The sequence below is a fragment of the Thermoanaerobacter sp. RKWS2 genome, assembly GCF_026240795.1.
Classification (GTDB): domain Bacteria; phylum Bacillota; class Thermoanaerobacteria; order Thermoanaerobacterales; family Thermoanaerobacteraceae; genus Thermoanaerobacter; species Thermoanaerobacter ethanolicus.
In genome coordinates this window covers 2122510-2142229 of record NZ_CP110888.1, presented here as the reverse complement: position 1 = coordinate 2142229, position 19720 = coordinate 2122510, and the positions used below count along the sequence as shown (strand labels likewise).

14 protein-coding genes and 6 pseudogenes are annotated in these 19720 nt (G+C 34.2%); 18 read left to right on the top strand and 2 right to left on the bottom strand.

Going from position 1 to position 19720, the window contains the following annotated elements:
* The first annotated feature begins 1 nt into the window (after position 1).
* The 3 genes and pseudogenes from OEI98_RS11335 to uvrC all read left to right on the top strand — a co-directional run bounded on the left by OEI98_RS11335 (position 2) and on the right by uvrC (position 4508).
* Positions 2–1246, top strand: a complete 1245-nt coding sequence (locus OEI98_RS11335) for an FtsW/RodA/SpoVE family cell cycle protein (RefSeq protein WP_003869420.1) — start codon at positions 2–4, stop codon at positions 1244–1246.
* Positions 1221–2641: pseudogene (locus tag OEI98_RS11330) on the top strand (peptidoglycan D,D-transpeptidase FtsI family protein). The gene OEI98_RS11335 and the pseudogene OEI98_RS11330 overlap by 26 nt, the downstream one beginning before the upstream one ends.
* 19 nt (positions 2642–2660) lie before the next feature.
* Positions 2661–4508: an excinuclease ABC subunit UvrC gene (uvrC, locus tag OEI98_RS11325; RefSeq protein WP_003869418.1), complete on the top strand. Its 1848-nt coding sequence runs from the start codon at positions 2661–2663 to the stop codon at positions 4506–4508.
* A gap of 26 nt (positions 4509–4534) precedes the next feature.
* On the opposite strand, the gene OEI98_RS11320 is transcribed toward uvrC, so the two are convergent.
* Positions 4535–5515 carry a biotin--[acetyl-CoA-carboxylase] ligase gene (locus OEI98_RS11320; protein WP_266037986.1) on the bottom strand — a complete coding sequence of 327 codons (981 nt, stop codon included), beginning with the start codon at positions 5513–5515 and terminating at the stop codon, positions 4535–4537.
* 146 nt (positions 5516–5661) lie between these two features.
* On the opposite strand from OEI98_RS11320, the gene hprK reads away from it, so the two are divergent.
* The 12 genes and pseudogenes from hprK (at position 5662) to OEI98_RS11260 (ending at position 15957) form a co-directional block, all read left to right on the top strand.
* Positions 5662–6579, top strand: coding sequence for an HPr(Ser) kinase/phosphatase (gene hprK / locus OEI98_RS11315; RefSeq protein WP_266037985.1), 918 nt, complete (start codon positions 5662–5664; stop codon positions 6577–6579).
* Positions 6580–6594: 15 nt separating this feature from the next.
* Positions 6595–7332: a phosphatase gene (locus OEI98_RS11310; RefSeq protein WP_266037984.1), complete on the top strand. Its 738-nt coding sequence runs from the start codon at positions 6595–6597 to the stop codon at positions 7330–7332.
* Positions 7329–8267, top strand: coding sequence for an ROK family protein (locus OEI98_RS11305; RefSeq protein ID WP_003866607.1), 939 nt, complete (start codon positions 7329–7331; stop codon positions 8265–8267). The genes OEI98_RS11310 and OEI98_RS11305 overlap by 4 nt, the downstream gene beginning before the upstream one ends.
* A gap of 12 nt (positions 8268–8279) precedes the next feature.
* Positions 8280–9758, top strand: coding sequence for a long-chain-fatty-acid--CoA ligase (locus OEI98_RS11300; protein ID WP_266037980.1), 1479 nt, complete (start codon positions 8280–8282; stop codon positions 9756–9758).
* Between the two features lie 12 nt (positions 9759–9770).
* Positions 9771–10370, top strand: coding sequence for a YesL family protein (locus OEI98_RS11295; RefSeq protein ID WP_266037978.1), 600 nt, complete (start codon positions 9771–9773; stop codon positions 10368–10370).
* 179 nt (positions 10371–10549) lie between these two features.
* Positions 10550–10597 (top strand): annotated as a pseudogene (locus tag OEI98_RS11290) (hypothetical protein); the annotation flags it as partial.
* A 104-nt stretch (positions 10598–10701) separates the two neighbouring features.
* Positions 10702–12105, top strand: a pseudogene (gene amrA / locus OEI98_RS11285) (AmmeMemoRadiSam system protein A).
* 50 nt (positions 12106–12155) lie between these two features.
* Positions 12156–13156: pseudogene (amrS, locus tag OEI98_RS11280) on the top strand (AmmeMemoRadiSam system radical SAM enzyme).
* A gap of 215 nt (positions 13157–13371) precedes the next feature.
* A pseudogene (locus OEI98_RS11275) lies at positions 13372–13758 on the top strand (recombinase family protein).
* Positions 13739–15175: an IS200/IS605 family accessory protein TnpB-related protein gene (locus OEI98_RS11270; RefSeq protein ID WP_266037976.1), complete on the top strand. Its 1437-nt coding sequence runs from the start codon at positions 13739–13741 to the stop codon at positions 15173–15175. The pseudogene OEI98_RS11275 and the gene OEI98_RS11270 overlap by 20 nt, the downstream one beginning before the upstream one ends.
* 149 nt (positions 15176–15324) lie before the next feature.
* Positions 15325–15550 (top strand): annotated as a pseudogene (locus OEI98_RS11265) (hypothetical protein).
* A gap of 68 nt (positions 15551–15618) precedes the next feature.
* Positions 15619–15957: a hypothetical protein gene (locus OEI98_RS11260; protein ID WP_003869406.1), complete on the top strand. Its 339-nt coding sequence runs from the start codon at positions 15619–15621 to the stop codon at positions 15955–15957.
* 423 nt (positions 15958–16380) lie between these two features.
* Here OEI98_RS11260 and OEI98_RS11255 read toward each other — a convergent pair whose 3' ends face one another.
* Entirely contained in the window at positions 16381–17658 is a 1278-nt protein-coding gene (locus tag OEI98_RS11255) for a transposase (RefSeq protein WP_266037972.1), read from the bottom strand.
* A gap of 207 nt (positions 17659–17865) precedes the next feature.
* On the opposite strand from OEI98_RS11255, the gene OEI98_RS11250 reads away from it, so the two are divergent.
* From OEI98_RS11250 to OEI98_RS11240, 3 genes are all read left to right on the top strand, one after another.
* Positions 17866–18291 carry a hypothetical protein gene (locus OEI98_RS11250; protein ID WP_003869405.1) on the top strand — a complete coding sequence of 142 codons (426 nt, stop codon included), beginning with the start codon at positions 17866–17868 and terminating at the stop codon, positions 18289–18291.
* Positions 18270–18488 carry a type II toxin-antitoxin system HicA family toxin gene (locus tag OEI98_RS11245; protein ID WP_003869404.1) on the top strand — a complete coding sequence of 73 codons (219 nt, stop codon included), beginning with the start codon at positions 18270–18272 and terminating at the stop codon, positions 18486–18488. The genes OEI98_RS11250 and OEI98_RS11245 overlap by 22 nt, the downstream gene beginning before the upstream one ends.
* Positions 18489–18720: 232 nt before the next feature.
* Positions 18721–19713 (top strand): LacI family DNA-binding transcriptional regulator, encoded by a 993-nt coding sequence (locus OEI98_RS11240; RefSeq protein ID WP_003869403.1) that lies wholly within the window; start codon positions 18721–18723, stop codon positions 19711–19713.
* Positions 19714–19720 lie beyond the last annotated feature (7 nt).

Sequence of the window (19720 nt, the reverse complement as noted above, 5' to 3'; positions counted from 1 at the left end):
TATGGAAGAATATATAAAAACTGGATCTAAAGCTATGAAAAATGTTTTTTGGATATTTGTGATAGCTTTTGCATTGCTTTTTATACACAATAAGCCCAAAGGCTTTGACACTATATACTTTACCTTAGCTTTTCCGATATTGATATATATTGTATATTATTTGCATGTAAGATTGTTTCCTTTGGGTGAGATCCAATTTATCATTTTAACTTCTTTTTTGACAGAAATGGGGCTTATAATGATATATAGAGTTGCACCAGATTTGCTCATAAAACAGATTGTTTGGATTGCAATAGGATTTTTACTTTACTTCATTTCCTCATATATTTCAAAATACTACGATTTACTTTATAAACTCAAATATGGGGAAGCTATTTACATTGCACTTACAATAGCACTACTGGGCTCAACATTAATTTTTGGAAGAGAGATAGGTGGTGCTAAAAACTGGCTTACTTTTGACGGCATATATGTTCAGCCAGCTGAACTTGCTAAGATAATATATATAATTTTTTTGGCAAAATATTTGTGCACCAGGAGAGAAACAAAAGACATAATTATTTTAGGATTAATAACTCTTGCAATTGTAGGAATATTTGTATTAGAAAAAGACTTAGGGATGGCGTTTTTATTTTATGCTACTACAGTATTATTAATTTTTGTCTCTACTTCTAATCTATTGTACACAGCAGTAGGGATTGGGCTATTTGTTTTAGGAGGCATAATATCCTACTTTTTGTTTTGGCACGTAAGAGTAAGAATTGAGGCATGGTTGAATCCTTGGATGGATGTACCGGGGAAGACATATCAAATTGTACAATCCCTTTTCGCCATTGCTGCAGGAGGCTTTTTTGGCACAGGGCTCGGTATGGGGCATCCAGAGTATATACCGGTTGTGGCAACTGACTTCATATTTTCTGCTATTAGTGAAGAATTTGGACTTTTAGGTGCTATAGCCATAATTCTTGTGTATTTTGTTATAATGTATAGAGGGATTAAAGTAGCACTAAATGCTAAAGACGAGTTTGGTGTATTAGTAGCTGCAGGCCTTATTTCAATGTTTAGTTTACAAGTTTTTACTATAATTGGTGGTGTCATAAAATTCATACCTCTGACAGGGGTAACCCTTCCCTTTGTAAGTTATGGTGGTAGTTCTATGGTGACGAGTTTTGTGACATTGGGCATGCTCAATGGCATAGCTCTTAAGGAGGAGCAACAGGATGTCCAACTTAAATCGCAATATTAAAATTTTGTTTTGGTTTTTTTCTGTACTTTTTTTCGGACTAATTGCCTATTTAACTTATTTCCAAATATATGAAAGAGATAAATTAATTACTAGTTCTTATAGTGTTTACAATCGAAGACTTATAGAACAAGAAAAAAGATATTGCGAGGTAGTATTTTGGACAGAAATGGGACTGTACTTGCAAAAAGCGTGTTTGTAGATGGTTCACAAAAGAGAGAATACCTAGATGGGCCTGCTTTTGCGCAAGTAATAGGGTATAGTCGCAGAATATATCAACAAGGGAATGCGGGAATAGAGAAAGCTTATGACAAAGAATTACTTGGGATGGTAGGAAATGACCCGATGACTATTCTAAGAAAATTGGTTTTAGCAAAAGGACAGGTAGGAGATGATGTATATTTGACAATAGATAAAACTCTTCAAGACCTTGCTTATAAAGAGATGGAAGGAAAAAAAGGAGCAGTGGTGGCTTTAAATCCTAAAACAGGGGAAATCTTAGCCATGGTTTCTACCCCTTCTTATGACCCTAATACTTTAGGGGAGAATTGGAAAGAAATAATGACAAGCCCAGATAACGTGGTTTTAAATAGAGCTACACAAGGTTTGTATCCCCCTGGTTCTGTCTTTAAAATTGTAACTACTGCAGCAGTTTTGACATATGAACCTGAGTTATATAACAAGACTTTTGATTGCAAAGGATATATAATTGTGGATGGCAACAGGATAAATGATTTTGGAGGCATTGCTCATGGAATAGAGGATTTTAAACAAGCTTTTTATAGGTCTTGCAATTCCTTTTTTATACAGATAGGTTTAGATTTAGGCAGTGAAAATTTACAGTCAATGGCATATAATTTTGGGTTGGATAAGAGAGTTCCTTTAGAAATAGATACAGCAAAAAATTATTTTCCTCCTATTGAAGGGAAAGTTGCTTTAGCAGAAACTTCTATAGGACAGGGTAAAATCCTTGTAACACCTCTTACAATGGCATTGGTTGCTTCTGCCGTTGCAAATGATGGGGTTATAATGAAACCCTATTTGATGAGATACGTGGCAGATCCTATTTCAGGTACAGTCATTGAAAAGAGCACTCCTTCGCAGTATTTGAATCCTATATCAAAAAAAGTGGCAGATACTATTAAACAATTGATGATAGGCGCAGTTAACGATAAAGAGGGGACAGGTAAAGCTGCACAAATTCCTGGTATTACAGTTGCAGGCAAAACTGGGACTGCAGAAAATCCTCACGGTGCTCCCCATGCGTGGTTTGTAGGTTTTGCACCTGCCGAAAATCCACAAATTGTCGTAAGTGTAATAGTTGAAAATGGTGGTGAAGGTGGGAAAGTAGCAGCACCTATAGCAAGAGATATAATAAGATCTTATTTAACTAAATGAAATTCTAAGGTGATGGACAATGAACATAGAAGAGAAATTAAAACTTTTGCCTGAAAAACCTGGTGTTTATATAATGAAAGACAAAAGTGGCAAAATAATTTATGTGGGTAAAGCGGTAGTTCTCAAAAACAGAGTGAGGCAGTATTTTCAAAACAAAGAAAATCAATTGCCAAAAGTAAAAGTAATGCTTTCTCATGTGGAAGACTTTGAGTACATTGTTACTGATACTGAACTTGAAGCTTTAATGTTGGAATGTAACTTAATTAAAAAGTATAAGCCTAAGTATAATATATTATTAAAAGATGACAAAAATTACCCCTATATTAAAGTTACAGTAAATGAAGAGTATCCCCGCATAATGTTTACAAGAAGAATTGAGCCAGATGGGGCTAAATATTTTGGCCCTTATAGCAGTGCCTTTGCAGTGAGGGAGACTATAAAACTTGTCAGAAAAATGTTTCCAGTAAGGACATGTAACAGAAATATTGAAAAGGACATTGGTAAAGTTAGAGAATGTCTCTATTACCACATAGGATTGTGTTCTGCTCCTTGCACTAACAAAATAAATAAAGAAGATTATAGAAAATTAGTTGATCAGGCAGTTCTCTTTCTTGATGGAAAGAGGGATTGGCTCATACAAAAACTTAAAGAAGACATGCAAAAAGCGGCGGAAGAATTGAGGTTCGAGGAAGCGGCGAGGATTAGAGACCAGATTTTTGCTATTGAAAGGACATCAGAAAAACAAAAAGTGGTATCAGTAGGAGAAGATGAACAGGATATAATTTCAATGGCTCGAAGTGTGGATATTTCCTGTATACAGGTATTTTTTGTGCGACACGGAAAACTAAGTGGCAGAGAACATTATTATATGAAAAATACTGAGGGAATGGAAAGAGGAGAAATAATCTCTTCCTTTATAAAGCAATTTTATGAAGGTGCTCCTTACATTCCCAAAGAAATAATAACTGATGTGGAATTAGACGAAAGAGAGCTTCTCAGTGAATGGTTATCACAAAAGAGAGGCAACAAAGTTTTTATAACAATTCCTGTAAGAGGTAAGAAAAAAGAACTGGTGGATATGGTTTATCAAAATGCTTTAGAAGCCCTTAAGAATGACATATCAATAAGAGAGGAAATTTCAAAAGACCAGGCTGTATTAGAACTTTCTAATTTAGTGGGGCTTGATTACGCTAAGAGAATTGAAGCCTATGATATTTCAAACACAAGAGGTCAAGACAATGTAGGGTCTATGGTGGTGTTTGTAGATGGAAAGCCAAAGAAAAGTCAGTACAGGAAGTTTAACATAAAATATGTAGAGGGACAAGACGATTATGAGAGTATGAGAGAGGTAATAGAAAGGCGTTTTTTGCACGGTATTCAAGAAAAAGAGCTTATTGAAAAAGGTGAACTTAAAGAGGATAAGGCAAAATTTGCTGAAATGCCAGATTTAATATTTGTAGATGGTGGCATAGGGCATGTAAATGCTGTAATGCAGGTGTTAAGTGGCTTTGGCATTTTTATTCCTGTTTATGGTATGGTAAAAGATTCAAAACACAGGACTCGAGGTCTTGTATCACCTCAAGGTGAAATTGACATACCTATGACTACAAAAGCTTTTCGCCTGGTTGCTCAAATACAAGAAGAGGCTCATAGGTTTGCTATAACTTTCCACAAAGAAAAGCAAAGCAAAAGATTTAAAAGCGAACTTCTCAATATCCCCGGCATAGGTGAAAAAAGAGCAAAAGCCTTATATGATGCCTTCAAGTCTATAGAAGAAATAAAAAGGGCAAGTGTGGAGGACCTTAAAAAAGTGGAAGGAATGAATGAAAAAGCTGCTCAAGCTGTATATGAATATTTTAGGAAATAAAAAGCGTCAAGATTTTGTCTTGACGCTTAAACATAATCCAGTAACCCCCTTACAGACACATCTCCTGACATAATACTAAGTCTTTTGCCCTCTTTAGTCTCTACTACCAAACTTCCATTATTGTCAATAGTGACAGCTTTTCCTTCAATTTCACCCTCATTGGCAATGACTTTTATCTGCCTTCCTATAGTTATGGATTTTTCAATGCATATAGGCCTTATGTATTCAAAGCCTTTTTGTAGATATGCATTATAATAAAATTCCAGGTTATTCAAAATGCTGGCGGTAAGTTTTTTCCTATCAACTTTAGAGTTGGTTTCTAAGTACAAGGAAGTGGCTTTGCCTTTTAATTCTTCAGGGAAATTGTCACAATTTACATTGACTCCAATTCCTATTATCACATAGTTTATTTTGTCAATTTCTGAACTCATCTCTGTCAATATTCCACACACTTTTTTATTGTTTAGTATTATATCATTTGGCCATTTTATTTTGCTTTCTACGTGAAATACTTCTTCAATAGCTTTAACTACAGAAATTGCCGCTACTTGTGTGAGATTAATTGCCTCTTTCGGCTGTATATTTGGTTTTAAAATGATAGACATCCAGATGCCACAGCCTTTTTGAGATATCCAACTTCTTCCTAATCGTCCTCTTCCTGCTGTCTGCTCTTCGGCAATAATTACTGTACCATCAGGAACGTTTGATGCGATTTCTTTGGCAAAGTTGTTTGTGGAATCAATAACTAATTTATGCATGTAATATTTTCCCAAGAAATTTGTAGAGAGATAAGGTGATACTTCTTCATAAGTTAACAAATCAGGTTCAGAAAGCAATATATACCCCATTTTGCGATGGGCTTCTATTTGGTATCCTTCATTTTTTAATTCATTTATATGTTTCCATATAGCAGTTCTTGAAACGTTGAGTTGTTCAGAAAGTTTTTGCCCAGAGATATATTCCCCTTTGTTTTCTTTTAAAAGTCTAAGAAGTCTTTGCCTTAACATTTTTTCACCTCAAAAGTTTATATGGCTATAAACATATTATAATTTACATCTTCCAAGAAGAAAAGGTTTTGTCTATTTACTTATTTTACATTAAATAATATAATTGAATTAAATGCAGCGTTTTGTTGCTGGCTGGAGGTGAAAAAGTGGATAAGATTCCTGTTGAAACTTTGATAAAGGATTTAAATTTAGAAGTCATTGTTGAGGCCAAAAATAATAAAATAGATATAACTACAAGTGATGTAAATAGGCCGGGCTTACAATTTTCCGGCTTTTATGAGCATTTTGCTTATGAAAGAGTGCAAATAATAGGAAAAGTCGAGACAACTTTTATAGAACAGCTGCCAGATGGCGTATTAGCTGAAAGAGCAGACAGATTTTTTAATTACCCTATTCCCTGTCTTATTGTAACGAGAGATTTAAATATTCGTCAAGAGCTTATAGATGCTGCGCAAAAGTACGATAGATATCTTTTGAGGACAAAAGAAGCTTCTACCAAGTTTATAAATAGATTAATTAATTACATTGATGAAAAGTTAGCACCACAAATTACTATTCACGGAGACCTTGTAGATGTGTATGGTATAGGTGTTCTTTTATTAGGAGAAAGTGGCATAGGTAAAAGTGAAACAGCATTAGAGCTAATCAAAAGGGGACACAGGTTAGTTGCTGATGATGCAGTGGAGATTAGCAAGATAAGTGAGGACAAGCTTCAAGGGAGTTCACCGGAGATAATAAGGCATTTTATTGAGATAAGGGGTATTGGCATACTTGACATAAAGACATTGTATGGTGTGGGTTCTGTTAGAAATACAATGAGCATAGATTTAGTCATTCAATTGGAGGAATGGGATGAAGATAAATATTATGACAGATTAGGATTAGAAGATGAATATATTAAATTTTTAGATGTCAAAGTTCCAAAGCTTACTATACCTGTAAGGCCAGGAAGAAATCTCGCGATAATAGTAGAAGTAGCAGCGATGAACCACAGGCAAAAACAGATGGGGTACAACGCTGCCCATGAGCTTAACAAAAAATTATTAAAACAAATAGGGAATTAAAAGGAGAGGATAAAGTTGAAGTTAGTTTTGGACACTCATACTCACACAATTTCCAGCGGTCACGCTTACAGCACTATTACAGAAAACGCAAGAGAGGCTTATAAAAAAGGGCTTCAACTTATATGTATGACAGACCACGGGCCTAAAATGCCAGGAGCTGCTCACCTTTGGTATTTTGGAAATTTAAAAGTGTTACCTGAAAAAATAGAGGGGGTGGAGATATTAAAAGGGGTGGAAGCTAATATAATGGATGAAGAAGGAAATTTAGACTTACCAGAAGTAATACTTAAAAAACTAGATATAGTGATTGCCAGTTTGCATGACGTGTGTTTTGAACCAAGTGACGATATAGAAAGAAACACAAAAGCTATTATAAATGCTATAAAAAACCCTTATGTAGATATAATAGGACATCCTGGGAATCCCATCTATCCAATAGATATTGAAAAAGTTTTAATGGCTGCTAAAGAATATGGCAAATTTATTGAAATAAACAACAGCTCCTTTGTAAGTTCAAGAAAGGGCAGTGAAGAAAATTGTTTTCTCATTGCTAAAAAAGCGAAAGAAATGGGAGTAAAAATTGCTGTAGGAAGCGATGCCCATGTAAGCTTTGATGTAGGAAGGTTTGAGGAAGCTCTCAAAGTTATTAAAAATGCTGGTATAACTGAGGATTTAGTGCTTAATACTGATGTTGGAAAAATAAAAGAATATCTTAAAGAGAAAAAACGGAAAATTGGAGGAGAGGAAGAATGAGAATTGGTGTTGACCTTGGAGGCACTAATATTGCTGTTGGATTGGTGGATGAAGAGGGACGTATAGTAGCTACAGGTAGCAGGCCGACAAAACCGGAAAGGGGTTATGAAGCAGTTGCCAAAGACATAGCGGATATAGCTATAGAACTTATTAAGAGGAGTAATCTAAGTGGAAGTGATATTAAGTCAATGGGAATAGGAGTCCCGGGTGTAGCAGATAGCGAAAGAGGCATAGTAATACGAGCGGTGAATCTTTTTTGGACAAAAGTCCCTCTTGCAAAAGAAATAAGAAAATACATTGATTTGCCAATATATATGGACAATGATGCTAATGTAGCAGCTTTGGCAGAAGCAGCATATGGGGCTGGCAAAGGTTCTAAGTCCTCAGTGACAATTACCTTAGGAACAGGAGTAGGTTCTGGTTTTATCCTTGATGGTAAAATATACAATGGTGCACATCATTTTGCACCTGAGCTTGGACACATAGTGATAGGAGACAATGGTATAAGATGTAACTGTGGTAAAATTGGATGTTTAGAGACATATGCTTCAGCAACTGCTTTAATAAGAGAAGGGAAAAAGGCGGTAGAGAAGAATCCCAATTCTCTTATTTTAAAATTTGCAAATGGAGATATAAACAGCATAACGGCTAAAAACGTAATTGATGCTGCGAAGCAGTATGATGAAGACGCCATGCGAATTTTCAATGACTACGTCAAATACTTAGCTATTGGGATTGTAAATGTGATAAACATGTTTGACCCTGAAGTGATAATATTGGGTGGCGGAGTTGCAAATGCAGGGGATTTTCTCATAAAACCTCTTAAAAAAGAAGTGGCAGAGAATATTTTATTCAAAGACTTACCATATGCTGACATAAGGAAAGCAGAGCTTGGAAATGATGCAGGGATCATCGGTGCTGCCATATTAAGTTAAAGGAGGATAATTATGAAAATTCATGAACTTCACAAAAACGCAAAAGTGCCTGACGATCATGTTGCAATAAAGTTTAAAGATAGAATCTATAGTTACGGAGAAGTTGACTCTCTCATAGATAAGTACGCTTCTTTCTTTCAATCAATAGGTGTTAAAAAAGGTGATAGAGTAGCATTGAGTTTTCCCAATTGCCCTGAATATATTTTTTCTTTTATGGGAGCATCTAAAGCAGGAGCAATTGTTGTACCGCTAAACATGATGCTTACACTGGAAGAAATTGCATATATAATTATGGAATCAGGTGCTAATACTATAGTCATTCATCCTTTAATAGCTCAAAAAATTGATAAGTCTCAATTAGGAAGATTGAATCTCAAAAATGTGGTCGTTTTAGATGAAAATACCATTAATGCAATTTTAAAAATGGGTCCTTCTCAACATGTTGAAATAGAACCAGACGAGGTATGTACGTATATATATACCTCTGGAACGACAGGGAAACCTAAAGGTGCGATGCTTACTCACAATAACTTCATTGCTGATGTAAAAGCATTAGACGATGTATCTGACTTAGGACCAGAGGATAACTTTTTGTGTGTATTGCCTTTGTTTCACAGCTTTTCTTGGACAGTCAACATACTTCTTGGATTTTATTTGGGTTCTGCTATTACAATAAAAGAAAGTTTTATGCCAAAAGACACATTGGAGACACTGACAAAAGAAGATGTAACTGTATTTTGCGGAGTGCCTTCGATGTTTGCAGTCCTTATGAGAATGGCAGAAAAGGGACAATTTAAAGCTTTAAGGTTAGCTATATCAGGTGGAGCTCCATTAGCCCCTGAGATACAAAGAGGATTTGAGGAAAAATTCAATTTTCCTCTTGTAGAAGGCTATGGTTTAAGTGAGGCAGCTCCTGTTGCACTTTTAAATCCTTTAGAGCCTAATGCAATAAGAAAGCCAGGGTCTGTGGGATTGCCACTTCCTTGTGTTGAAGCAAAGATAGTGGACGAAAATGACAATGAACTTCCTGTGGGAGAAGTAGGGGAGCTTGTTTTAAGAGGACCTAATATAATGGTTGGCTATCACAACATGCCAGAAGAAACTGCCCAGACTTTAAGAGGTGGTTGGCTCCACACGGGCGACCTTGCCAAAAAAGATGAAGACGGATATTTTTACATTGTAGACAGACTAAAAGACATGATAATATTAGGTGGGTTTAACGTATATCCGAGGGAAGTAGAAGATGCTTTGTTAGAACATCCAGATGTTTTAGAAGCTGCTGTGATAGGAGTGGGTGATCCATTGAAAGGAGAAGAAGTCAAAGCTTTTGTGGTATTAAAAGAAGGAACTCAAGCTAATAGAAAAGAGCTTCAAAGCTTTTTAAAGGATAAATTGGCTTCATATAAGATTCCAAAGCATTTTGAATTTGTGTCAGAACTTCCTAAGACTCCGACAGGTAAGATTAATAAAAAACTACTAAAACAAATGTAAAGGTGAAATGCAATGAGAGATTCAAAGCTTTACGACATAGCCTATTTCATAAGCGATTTAATGATATTAAATCTTCTGTGGATTGTATTTTCCCTTCCTGTTGTGACAGTTTTTCAATCCACAGAAGCTCTTTTTCGTTCTGTACATCTTTTAAGAAAAGACGAAGGAGAAGGAGTCTGGAAAGAATTTTGGAAAGCCTTTAAAAAACACTTTTGGTGGATGCTTATAAACTTTGTGATTACTGTTGCTGTTATTTTAATACTTTATGTAGACGTGAGATTTTTTATACAACAAAACACAGCTTTTGCATATATTCTTGCTGGTTTGTTATTGTCAATGGGACTCATGTTTTTAATCACATTGGTATACACTTTTTTAACAATTCAATATTATGAGGGGAAACTTTTTGGCTTATGGAAAACCTCTTTTTTATTAGGTCTTGGACATTTACCCCAAACAATACTTATAATTTTGACGTTGTTAACTGCTTTGATTCTCGCAAACATTATGCCAATATTGTTCTTTATAATATTAGCAAGTGTTTCAGCCTATGTAATAGATATTATTTTTGAGGGAGTAATTAGGAAGTATATAAAGAAAGATAAGGAATGAGGTATGGTAGTTTAAAATATGAATTTACCACTTTAAGCATTGAGAAGGTAAAGGTGATGAGATAATAGTTATTTTCATTGATAGAAAAACCGTAGAAAAGATTGCTAGAGAATACGCCGGATTAGTCAAAAAAGAAATGAACATTTGAGAAAGCTTATTTATATGGTTCTTATGCGAAAGGCAATGATACTAGTGAAAGTGATATTGATATTGCTGTTATTATGTAATTTTTAAAAAGCTTCACTCTAATGTTAATTTAATTGGGATGAAGCTTTTATTATTGTGGTATAATCAATATATGAAGACAAATTACATTTCGAGGTGTTAAAAAATGGGAACCTTGTTGTCTTGTTATCTCATGCCTCATCCACCGATAATCGTCCCTGAAGTAGGGCGAGGAGAGGAAAAAAGATTCAAAAGACGATAGATTCACTTAATACTGTTTCAAGCAACATAAAAGAAAAAAGCCTGATACAGTAATAGTTATCACTCCTCATGGATACGTTTTTAGAGATGCTGTAACAGTTACTACATTTCCTCGTTTAGAAGGAGACCTTGGACAGTTTGGTGCAAGAGGTGTAAGGTTTGAATTTGAGAATGATTTAGAACTTGTTGAAAAAATTGTAGAAGAATCGAGAAAAAAGATATACCTATTGCAGAGATAAATGATGAATTAATCAAAAGATACGCCATTTCAAAAAAACTTGACCATGGAACAATGGTACCTTTGTATTTTGTGACAAAACATTATGCTACTTTCAAATTAGTTCATATTTCCTATGGCTTTTTGCCTTTTGAACAGCTTTATGAATTTGGCACTGCAATTGGAGATGCTATAAGAAATTCAAACAAAAAAGTCGTTTTTATCGCCAGTGGGGATTTATCTCACAAATTGACTCCCAATAGTCCGAATGGTTATACGCCAAAGGGAGAAATTTTTGACAACAAGCTTTTAAATTTGCTTTCCGAAATGAGAGTGGAAGAAATAATAGGCATGGACAAAAGACTAATAGAAGAAGCCGCAGAGTGTGGGTTTAGGTCTGTTTGTGTCATGCTGGGAGTTCTTGATGGTTATGAGGTCAAAGCGAAAGTATTATCCCATGAAGGGCCATTTGGCGTAGGATATGGTGTTGCGCAATTTGAAGTGGATCAGTATAAGGGAACAAGCCTTTTAGAAAAGTTGTACTGGTTAAAAAGACAAAGGATTGAAGAGATAAGGCAAAAAGAAGACCCATATGTCAAACTTGCCAGAGAAAGCCTTGAATATTATGTGAAAAATAAAAAGCTAATGCCAGTACCACAGGGCTTACCGGAGGAGATGTATAGTAGAAGAGCGGGAGTTTTTGTTTCTCTTCACAAAGATGGGGAACTTAGAGGATGTATAGGTACAGTAGTTCCACAGAGAAAGAATATAGCAGAAGAAATAATAAAAAATGCCATAAGTGCAGGTTTTGAAGATCCTCGCTTTGAACCTGTAGAGGAGTATGAACTGAAGGATATTGAGTATTCAGTGGATGTTTTGACACCTCCTCAACCTGTTAAATCAAAACAAGAACTTAACCCCAAAAAGTACGGAGTAATAGTGAGAAAAGGCTATCGTTCAGGATTGCTTTTACCTGACTTAGAAGGAGTAGACAGCGTTGAAGAACAAATTTCTATTGCCTTGAGAAAAGCTGGAATTAGTCCAGATGAGGATTACACAATAGAAAAATTTGAAGTTGAAAGACATAAATAGTAAGGTAAAAAGGAGGGAGAAGCCATTTCTCCATTTAAGTTGATGGAGAAATGGTATCTTTTACTATGTTAAAAGAGGCTATGTTCTATAAAAAACTAGAGAATAATGTTGTAGAATGTTTATTATGTCCTCACAATTGCCGTATAAATGAAGGAAAGTACGGAGTCTGTAATGTGAGAAAAAATATAAACGGAACATTAGTGACTGAAAATTACGGAATTATAACCTCTGTAGCAATGGACCCAATTGAGAAAAACCTCTTTATCACTTTTATCCAGGCAGATATATATTTTCTGTGGGGACTTATGGCTGCAATTTAAAGTGTAAGTTTTGTCAAAATTGGGAAATAGCACATCAAAAATGGGAGGGAGATTACATCTCTCCTCAACAATTGATTGCTGCAGCAAAAAGACAAAGAGACAATATAGGGATTGCTTTTACTTACAACGAGCCTTTAATATGGTATGAATATGTACACGATGGATTGATTGAGGCTAAAAAAGAGGGGTTAAAAACTGTACTTGTGACAAACGGATATATAAATTTAGAACCATTAAAAAAGATACTTCCTTATGTAGATGCCATGAACATAGATGTAAAAGCCTTTACAGAAGATTTTTATAAAAAGATTGTCGGCGGAAGATTAGAACCCGTTTTAAAGACCGTCGAAGAAGTTTCGAAATATTGTCATGTAGAGGTTACTAATTTAGTTGTTACTGATTTAAATGACAAAGAAGAAGAAATAGAAAACTTAGTAAAATGGCTTTCTCAAATTGACAAAAATATACCTTTACATTTTTCAAGGTATTTTCCACGCTACAAACTAAATAATCCTCCTACTCCTATTTCTATTCTTGAAAAAGCCTATCAAATTGGGAAAAAGTATCTAGATTTTGTCTATGTAGGGAATGTAATGGGATTTGATAATAATACCCATTGTCCTTATTGCGGTAATTTGCTTGTAGAGAGGCAAAACTGGTATGTTAATGTAAAAGGATTGGAAGGCAATAAGTGTAGGAAATGTGGTAACAGTATAAATATAGTTAATTAAAGATACAAAATATCTCCTTTTACGAAAGTTTGTCTACAGTCTGTAAAAAGGCTACAAAGCCTTTTATTTTTTGTGACACTATCGTGATAATTTTCATATATTATCTTTAGATTATACTTTTTTGAAGGTCAAAACAGTTGGAATTAGTAGTAAAAAATGATATAATTTTAATTGGGTGATGATGAATGTTATTAACTATAAAAAAGGTTAAATAGCTGTATGATATAAGCAGAATTACATTAATAAACTGGGAAAAGGAAGGATTAATAACCCCAGTTAGAACAGCAAAAGGAAGAGGAAGGTACAAAAAAGAAGATATAGAGAAGTTATTAGGTATGCTGGAAGAAACACCAAAACCTAAAGTAGTTTTGTATGCAAGAGTGTCCACAAAGAAACAAGAAGAATATCTTAAGAATCAAATTAGAAGGCTTGAAGAGTATGCTAATTCCCAAGGATGTCAGTATGAAGTCATATCCGAAATAGCAAGTGAAGTAAATGAAATAAAGAACTAGCAGAAGACTTAATAGCAATAGTCACCTCATTTGCAGCAAGAATTTATGGACAAAAGAGGTGGTAAAAAACATGATAGTAATACAGGCTAAACTTATTTTTTTAAGTCAAGATGACAAACAAATAGTGCTGGATTTAATGAGAAGATGGTCTTCCTGTATGAGATTTGCATACAAGAGACTCTTAGAAGGTTATGATAGAAACACACTAAAAAGAGAGCTTCAAGGGATTTTTAACTTAAACTCAAGATACGTAGATGATGCAATAATGAAAGCAAAAAGCACACTGGAATCTGCTAGAGAATCAGGAAATAATCCAAAGAAAGTCATCTTTGGAGGAAGAGATTTATTTCGGAAATTAAAAAAACGCCATATAAACGGCAAAGAATATCAAAAGCTAAAAACAAAGTGGCAAGAAAAAAGAAAAGGAAATCTCTATTCAAGAGGAGATAAAAGCAAAAAAGGAAATCTCAACACAAGGATAGAAGCAAAAGAAAATGGTACTTTCTTAAGGATAAATGTAGGAGAAAGAAAATATGTCTATGCCAGAATAGAAGCAGGCTACAAAAAGAATAAAAAAAGAGAAGAACTCCTTCAGGAAATTGCCCAATCAAGCATACCTTACTCTGTAGAATTAAAACTCAAGAATGGCAATATATACGCCTATTTTGCTATTGAAGAAGAATATCCAGAAATAAAAATAACAAAAGAAAAAGGAGTCATAGGAATAGATATAAACGCATATCCAGACAACATATCATGGGCAGAGACAAATGAAAAAGGCAATCTAATAAGCTATAATAAAATACCAATGACAGAGCTTGCAAGTGGCAGTAAAGACAAAAGAGAATATTTCAGATGGCAATATGCTCATGAGATAGTAAAAATAGCAACAGAGAAAAGAAAAGCACTAGTAATTGAAGAATTAGAAATAAAAGAAAAAGGCAAAAGAGGAGACTTTTCAGGGAGAAAATCAAGAAGGATAAAACATAGTTTCAGCTATAAATCACTTCTTTCAAAAATAAAAACACTAGCAAAAAGAGAAGGGATAGAAGTAATAGAAGTCAATCCTTATTACACCTCAATAATAGGGATGTTGAAATATGCACCGCAGTATATGATAACAAAAGATATAGCAGCGGCCTATGTAATAGCAAGAAGAGGGTTGGGACTGCAAGAAAAGATACCAGATAATTATATAAAGTTTCTCAATGCATTGACTGTAGATGAATTAGAAGAATTAAAAGAGCATGTAAAGAAAACAGTGAGAAACAAGCATATAAATAAAAAGCATTTAAAGGAAATAGATAAGGCAATAAAATTTTTACAAAGCCTTGAGAGTAAGCCAGGAAGGGTGCTAGAACCTCTGGATGGAACAAGTTTTAGTGCCTATAATTTCTGGCAAGTTCTCAAGGTAGCGGTGGTAACACCACTCTCCCCTGAGAAAGTGCCAAGAGACTTCTCTACCCTGAAGGAATTACTAATTCAGGGTAAGTGGGGAGACCCATAAGGGCGTGAGTTCCTGCTTCTTGGGGCAGGGGCTATGGTTTTCCCAAATACCGCCTGCTGGGGCAGGGAAAGCCTGAAAGGCGGACTACAAATACCCCAGCTATCTGAACTGTACAGTTTTGTATAGTTTGGGTAACCAGGTAAATAATAATGGATGACATAAAAAGAATTTCAAAAGGCAGTTGATGCCTTAAAATATGCGATGGAATTGTCTTTTAAGGAATATAAAAAAGACCCCTCTAAAAAGAATGAAATAGTAAATTTATGGCAAGAGACAATAGGAGAATTTTTACAATATTTTTCTAAAATTAGTGAAAAATATAATGCAAAGGATTTATATAAAGCGATAACAAAAGTTATAATTTTTGGTAAATAACACATTAAATTATATAAAAAATTGAGGGCAAAATATTAATGGAACAAAAGAGAGGAGGAGAGAAGAAAATGGGTATTTTAAAATTTCTTTCCTCCAGAAAGCTTTACTGGGGGATTGGAGCAGCAGCTTTAAGTTTAATGCTCTACCCAAAAGCAAAAGAAAATATGAAACCCTCAATAGAAAAGAGCATAGAAGAGATGCAAGATGCTGTTAATAAAGCTATGGAGTTTTTTGACAATAGCAAACAAAAAATAGTTGAAACAGTTAAAAATAAGATGGAAGAATTAAGACAGCAAGGCAGTGAAAAAGAAGAGATGATGCAACAAAAACAACAAGCACTACAGCAATTAGAATACCTTAAAAATAAGATACAAGCTCTTGAAGAGCAGATAAAAACATTAGAATGATAGTTTTGCTCAACCGCTGTGGTTGAGCTTTTTGTAAGAGGAAATTACCTCAACAACTTTTTGAATCAAGCGGTAAATTTCATAGTCAAGCATTGTTTACAAGGTAGGTTATATGTCATTACAGAAAAAGAAAATTCGGTTCACAAAGAGGCGGAATAAATTTGTTTTGTATAAAAACTTAGCAATATGTACATACTGTACATATTGCACATAATATGATAGGGATGTGCAAAATTAATAAAAATAATCACGATCAAAAACCAGAATATGTATGATATACAATATATAGTAATCAAAACTGACAATAAAACATAAAGAAAGTGGTAAGGGAAAAGAAAAGACAAAAAGAGGAGCTAAAAAAGGGCATAAATATCCTGTAGAAGTCAAATGTTAAAAAATGGCATGAACTAAATTCAGTAAAAGTTAAGCCGATTGCATCAGACCAATAAGGGACTTAAACTCATCAAATTTACCCAGTTTAATAGCTACAATAGCGACAGTAAGCAAAGTAATATGGCCAAAAGTATTAAGGTTGCTGACAGAATTAATATTTCTAACATAAGCCTTTTCAAAATCCAGAGCTTTAAATCGAGAATTATATCTTTCTGATTCTACTCTTAGTCTATAGACAGCCTTAAAATATAGGGAGTCTCTATTAATAGAAGACCTATAATCAGAAGATATAATAGCATACTTAGTACAGCCTCTATGCTTTTTGCCATTAAAATATTTAGGATGCTTTATAGGGCAGGCAGAGTCATCTTTAGAATTACAGAACTTGCAAACAAATTTTTGCTTAATAAAACCATCAAAATACTGCTTGCCGTCTTTGAGCATTTTAATACCTGCTTCACAAACGATATAACCATCATCAGTCAGTGGGGGATTTTTAGAATTACGCTTGTTAAGAGGAATAAAACAATGACCATGGAGAGTATCTCTAACAAAATTATAAACTCTCTTAACATCATACCCCTTATCGGCAATAAAATTAACATACTTAAGGTTAAACCACTTATTAGTCTTTTCAAGTAAAGACAAAGCAACTTCAAAATCGGGGACATCAGCGGGAGTAGTAGTTTCAGCGATAGGCAATCCAGAGATAGCATCAACAATAATATGATTTTTATAGCCCCAATAAAACTTATAACGTTTATTAGAAGAATCATTAGAAGCAGAATAAACGCCTAATTTACAATCCTTATCAGACTTAGGCTGATTATCTTTAGAGAATTTATTTTTAGAAAAAGACTTAGGGTTATTTAACTTAGTGTTAGCTTTAATAGGGGTAGAGTCCATGGAAATAAACTCACCAGAGATAATGCCCATATTTTTGAGGATATTGACTTGATTTTGAAAGATAGAGGTCAAATAATCATGAGAGAACTCATTAATAAAACGGCGGAAAGTCCAATAAGAAGGAAGAGGTTTAAGGATGTTAAAGCCACAAAGATGAGCAATGATAAGATTATTGCGGAGATAATCTAAAAGGTCAGAAATTGTACCGAATCTTTCAGCTTTCATAACAATAAAAGCTCTAAACATTGCATGATGAGAATAACCCTTACGGCCAGGACTAGAGGAAGGGAATTCAGGTATTGAAGACAAGTCTAGATTTTTAAACATAGAAGAATAGAAATCAATTTTAGACAGAGAAGTAAAGAGTTCAGGTATATTTAAAAGTAATTGAAGCTGGTACATGTAGGATTTCCCCCTCCTTAAAAAATATTTTTATGCGGTATATATAATAATTCGACAAATGGGAGGGGAAATCCTACATAAAAGATAAAAAATTCAAGAGTGATAGGAAAAAGTATGTCTGTAGAATGGCTTAAATGAAGGCTTCTGAATTTTGCACAAGTCTACATAATATGATATAATGGAGGTGAAAAAGGGGGAATGAATGAAATGTTTACAGTGAATGCAACAGATGCTCGAAATGAATGGAGTGATTTTATCAATTCGGTCATTCGTGAAAAGCCAAAAATTATTAAGCGCACAAAAGATTATATTTTTGTTTCAAACTTAGAAATGGCAAAAGAAATGTTAAAAGTATATACATTTACAGCAAATATTTTTAAAGAAGAGGATGGGAGTGTAACAATTTCATTAAACGAAATTGATATTGTTGCTAATGGAAAAAACGAAGAAGAAGCTTTAAATCGTTTAGTAAATGATTTAATTGAATATGCAGAAGATTTTTATAACGACTTTCAATATTGGTATTCAGCTCCTAACCGTAAAAAACATTTACCATATATTTTAAATGTCTTATTACAAGATAGTCATGAAGGAGTAAAAAAACTAATAAAATGCCAACGTGGAGAGAATTAAAGCGTTTTTGTGAAAGAGACGGTTGGGAGTTATATAAACAAACGGATCATTATTTCTACGTTAAACGTGATAAAAATGGCAATGTTAGACGGACAAAAGTTTCAATGGGAAGTGGTGAAATTCCAAAATATTTATGGAAAGAGATTTTAAAAAATCAGCTTCAAGTTTCAGAAGAATATTTTAACAGCAAAATATAGTATCGAGGTACAGTATTTTTACTTCGATGCTTTTTATTTTGTTAGACTGCTTCGGCAGTCTTTTTTAAATAAAAAAACAAAATTTAAAATAAAAGTATGAAAATTTATTTGTTGCTATTGATTTTTTTAATTTAGAGGTATAATAGTAAATGTAATGCGTTACACATTTTATTAGCTATGTCTCTGAAAATCAATGAAAAATATTATGTAATCTGTTACACAGGAGGTTACAATGGCTAATATTAGAGAAGTTGCTAAAAGAGCGGGAGTCTCTGTTGCAACAGTATCAAGAGTTTTAAATGGCAGTGACTCGGTGTCTGAAGAAACAAAGGAAAGAGTATTAAAAGCGATAAAAGAATTAAATTATCATCCAAATCTCCTTGGAAGAAATTTAAGACGTTCTGAAACGAAAATGATATTGGCTTTGATGCCTAATGTCTCAAATCCTTTTTATGCAAGGGTTGTAAAAGGAATAGAAGATGTAGCCCATAAAAATGGTTACAATGTAATGCTTTGCAATACTGATTCTGATATTAACAGAGAAAAAGTATATCTTGAAATTTTAAAAAACAGATTAGCAGATGGCGTTATTTTTATGGCGCCTGTGATGGGAAAAGAAGAATTGACATTGATAGGCCAAAATTATCCTGTCGTTCAGTGCTGTGAATACATAGAAGGAGCTGGCGTTTCATATGTATCTATAGACAATTTTTCTGCAGCTTATAAAGCGGTGAAGCACTTGGTAAGTTTAGGACATAAAAAAATAGGAATGATAAGCTGTGAAAATAACTTTGTATCTACGAAGCAGAGGGAAGCGGGTTATAAAAAAGCTCTTGAAGATTTAGGAATAGAATTTGACGAAAAGCTTATAAAATACGGAGATTACAGCTTTAAAAGCGGAGTAAGAGCAGCGAAACAGCTTTTGGTGATGGAAGAAAGGCCTACTGCTATATTTGCAATTTCTGACATCATGGCTATTGGAGCTATAAGAGCGATAAAGGAAGAGGGGCTTAAAGTCCCTGAGGATATAGCGGTTGTAGGCTTTGATGATATAAGCTTTGCTTCTATGTATGACCCTATGCTTACAACTATTTCACAGCCAAAATACGATTTAGGGTGTGTTGCTATGGAACTACTGATAAAACACATGAGTGGCAAATTAGAAGAACCACAGAGGATTTTTTTAGAACATGAGTTAATAATAAGAGAGTCGACAGTAAAATAAAGAATAA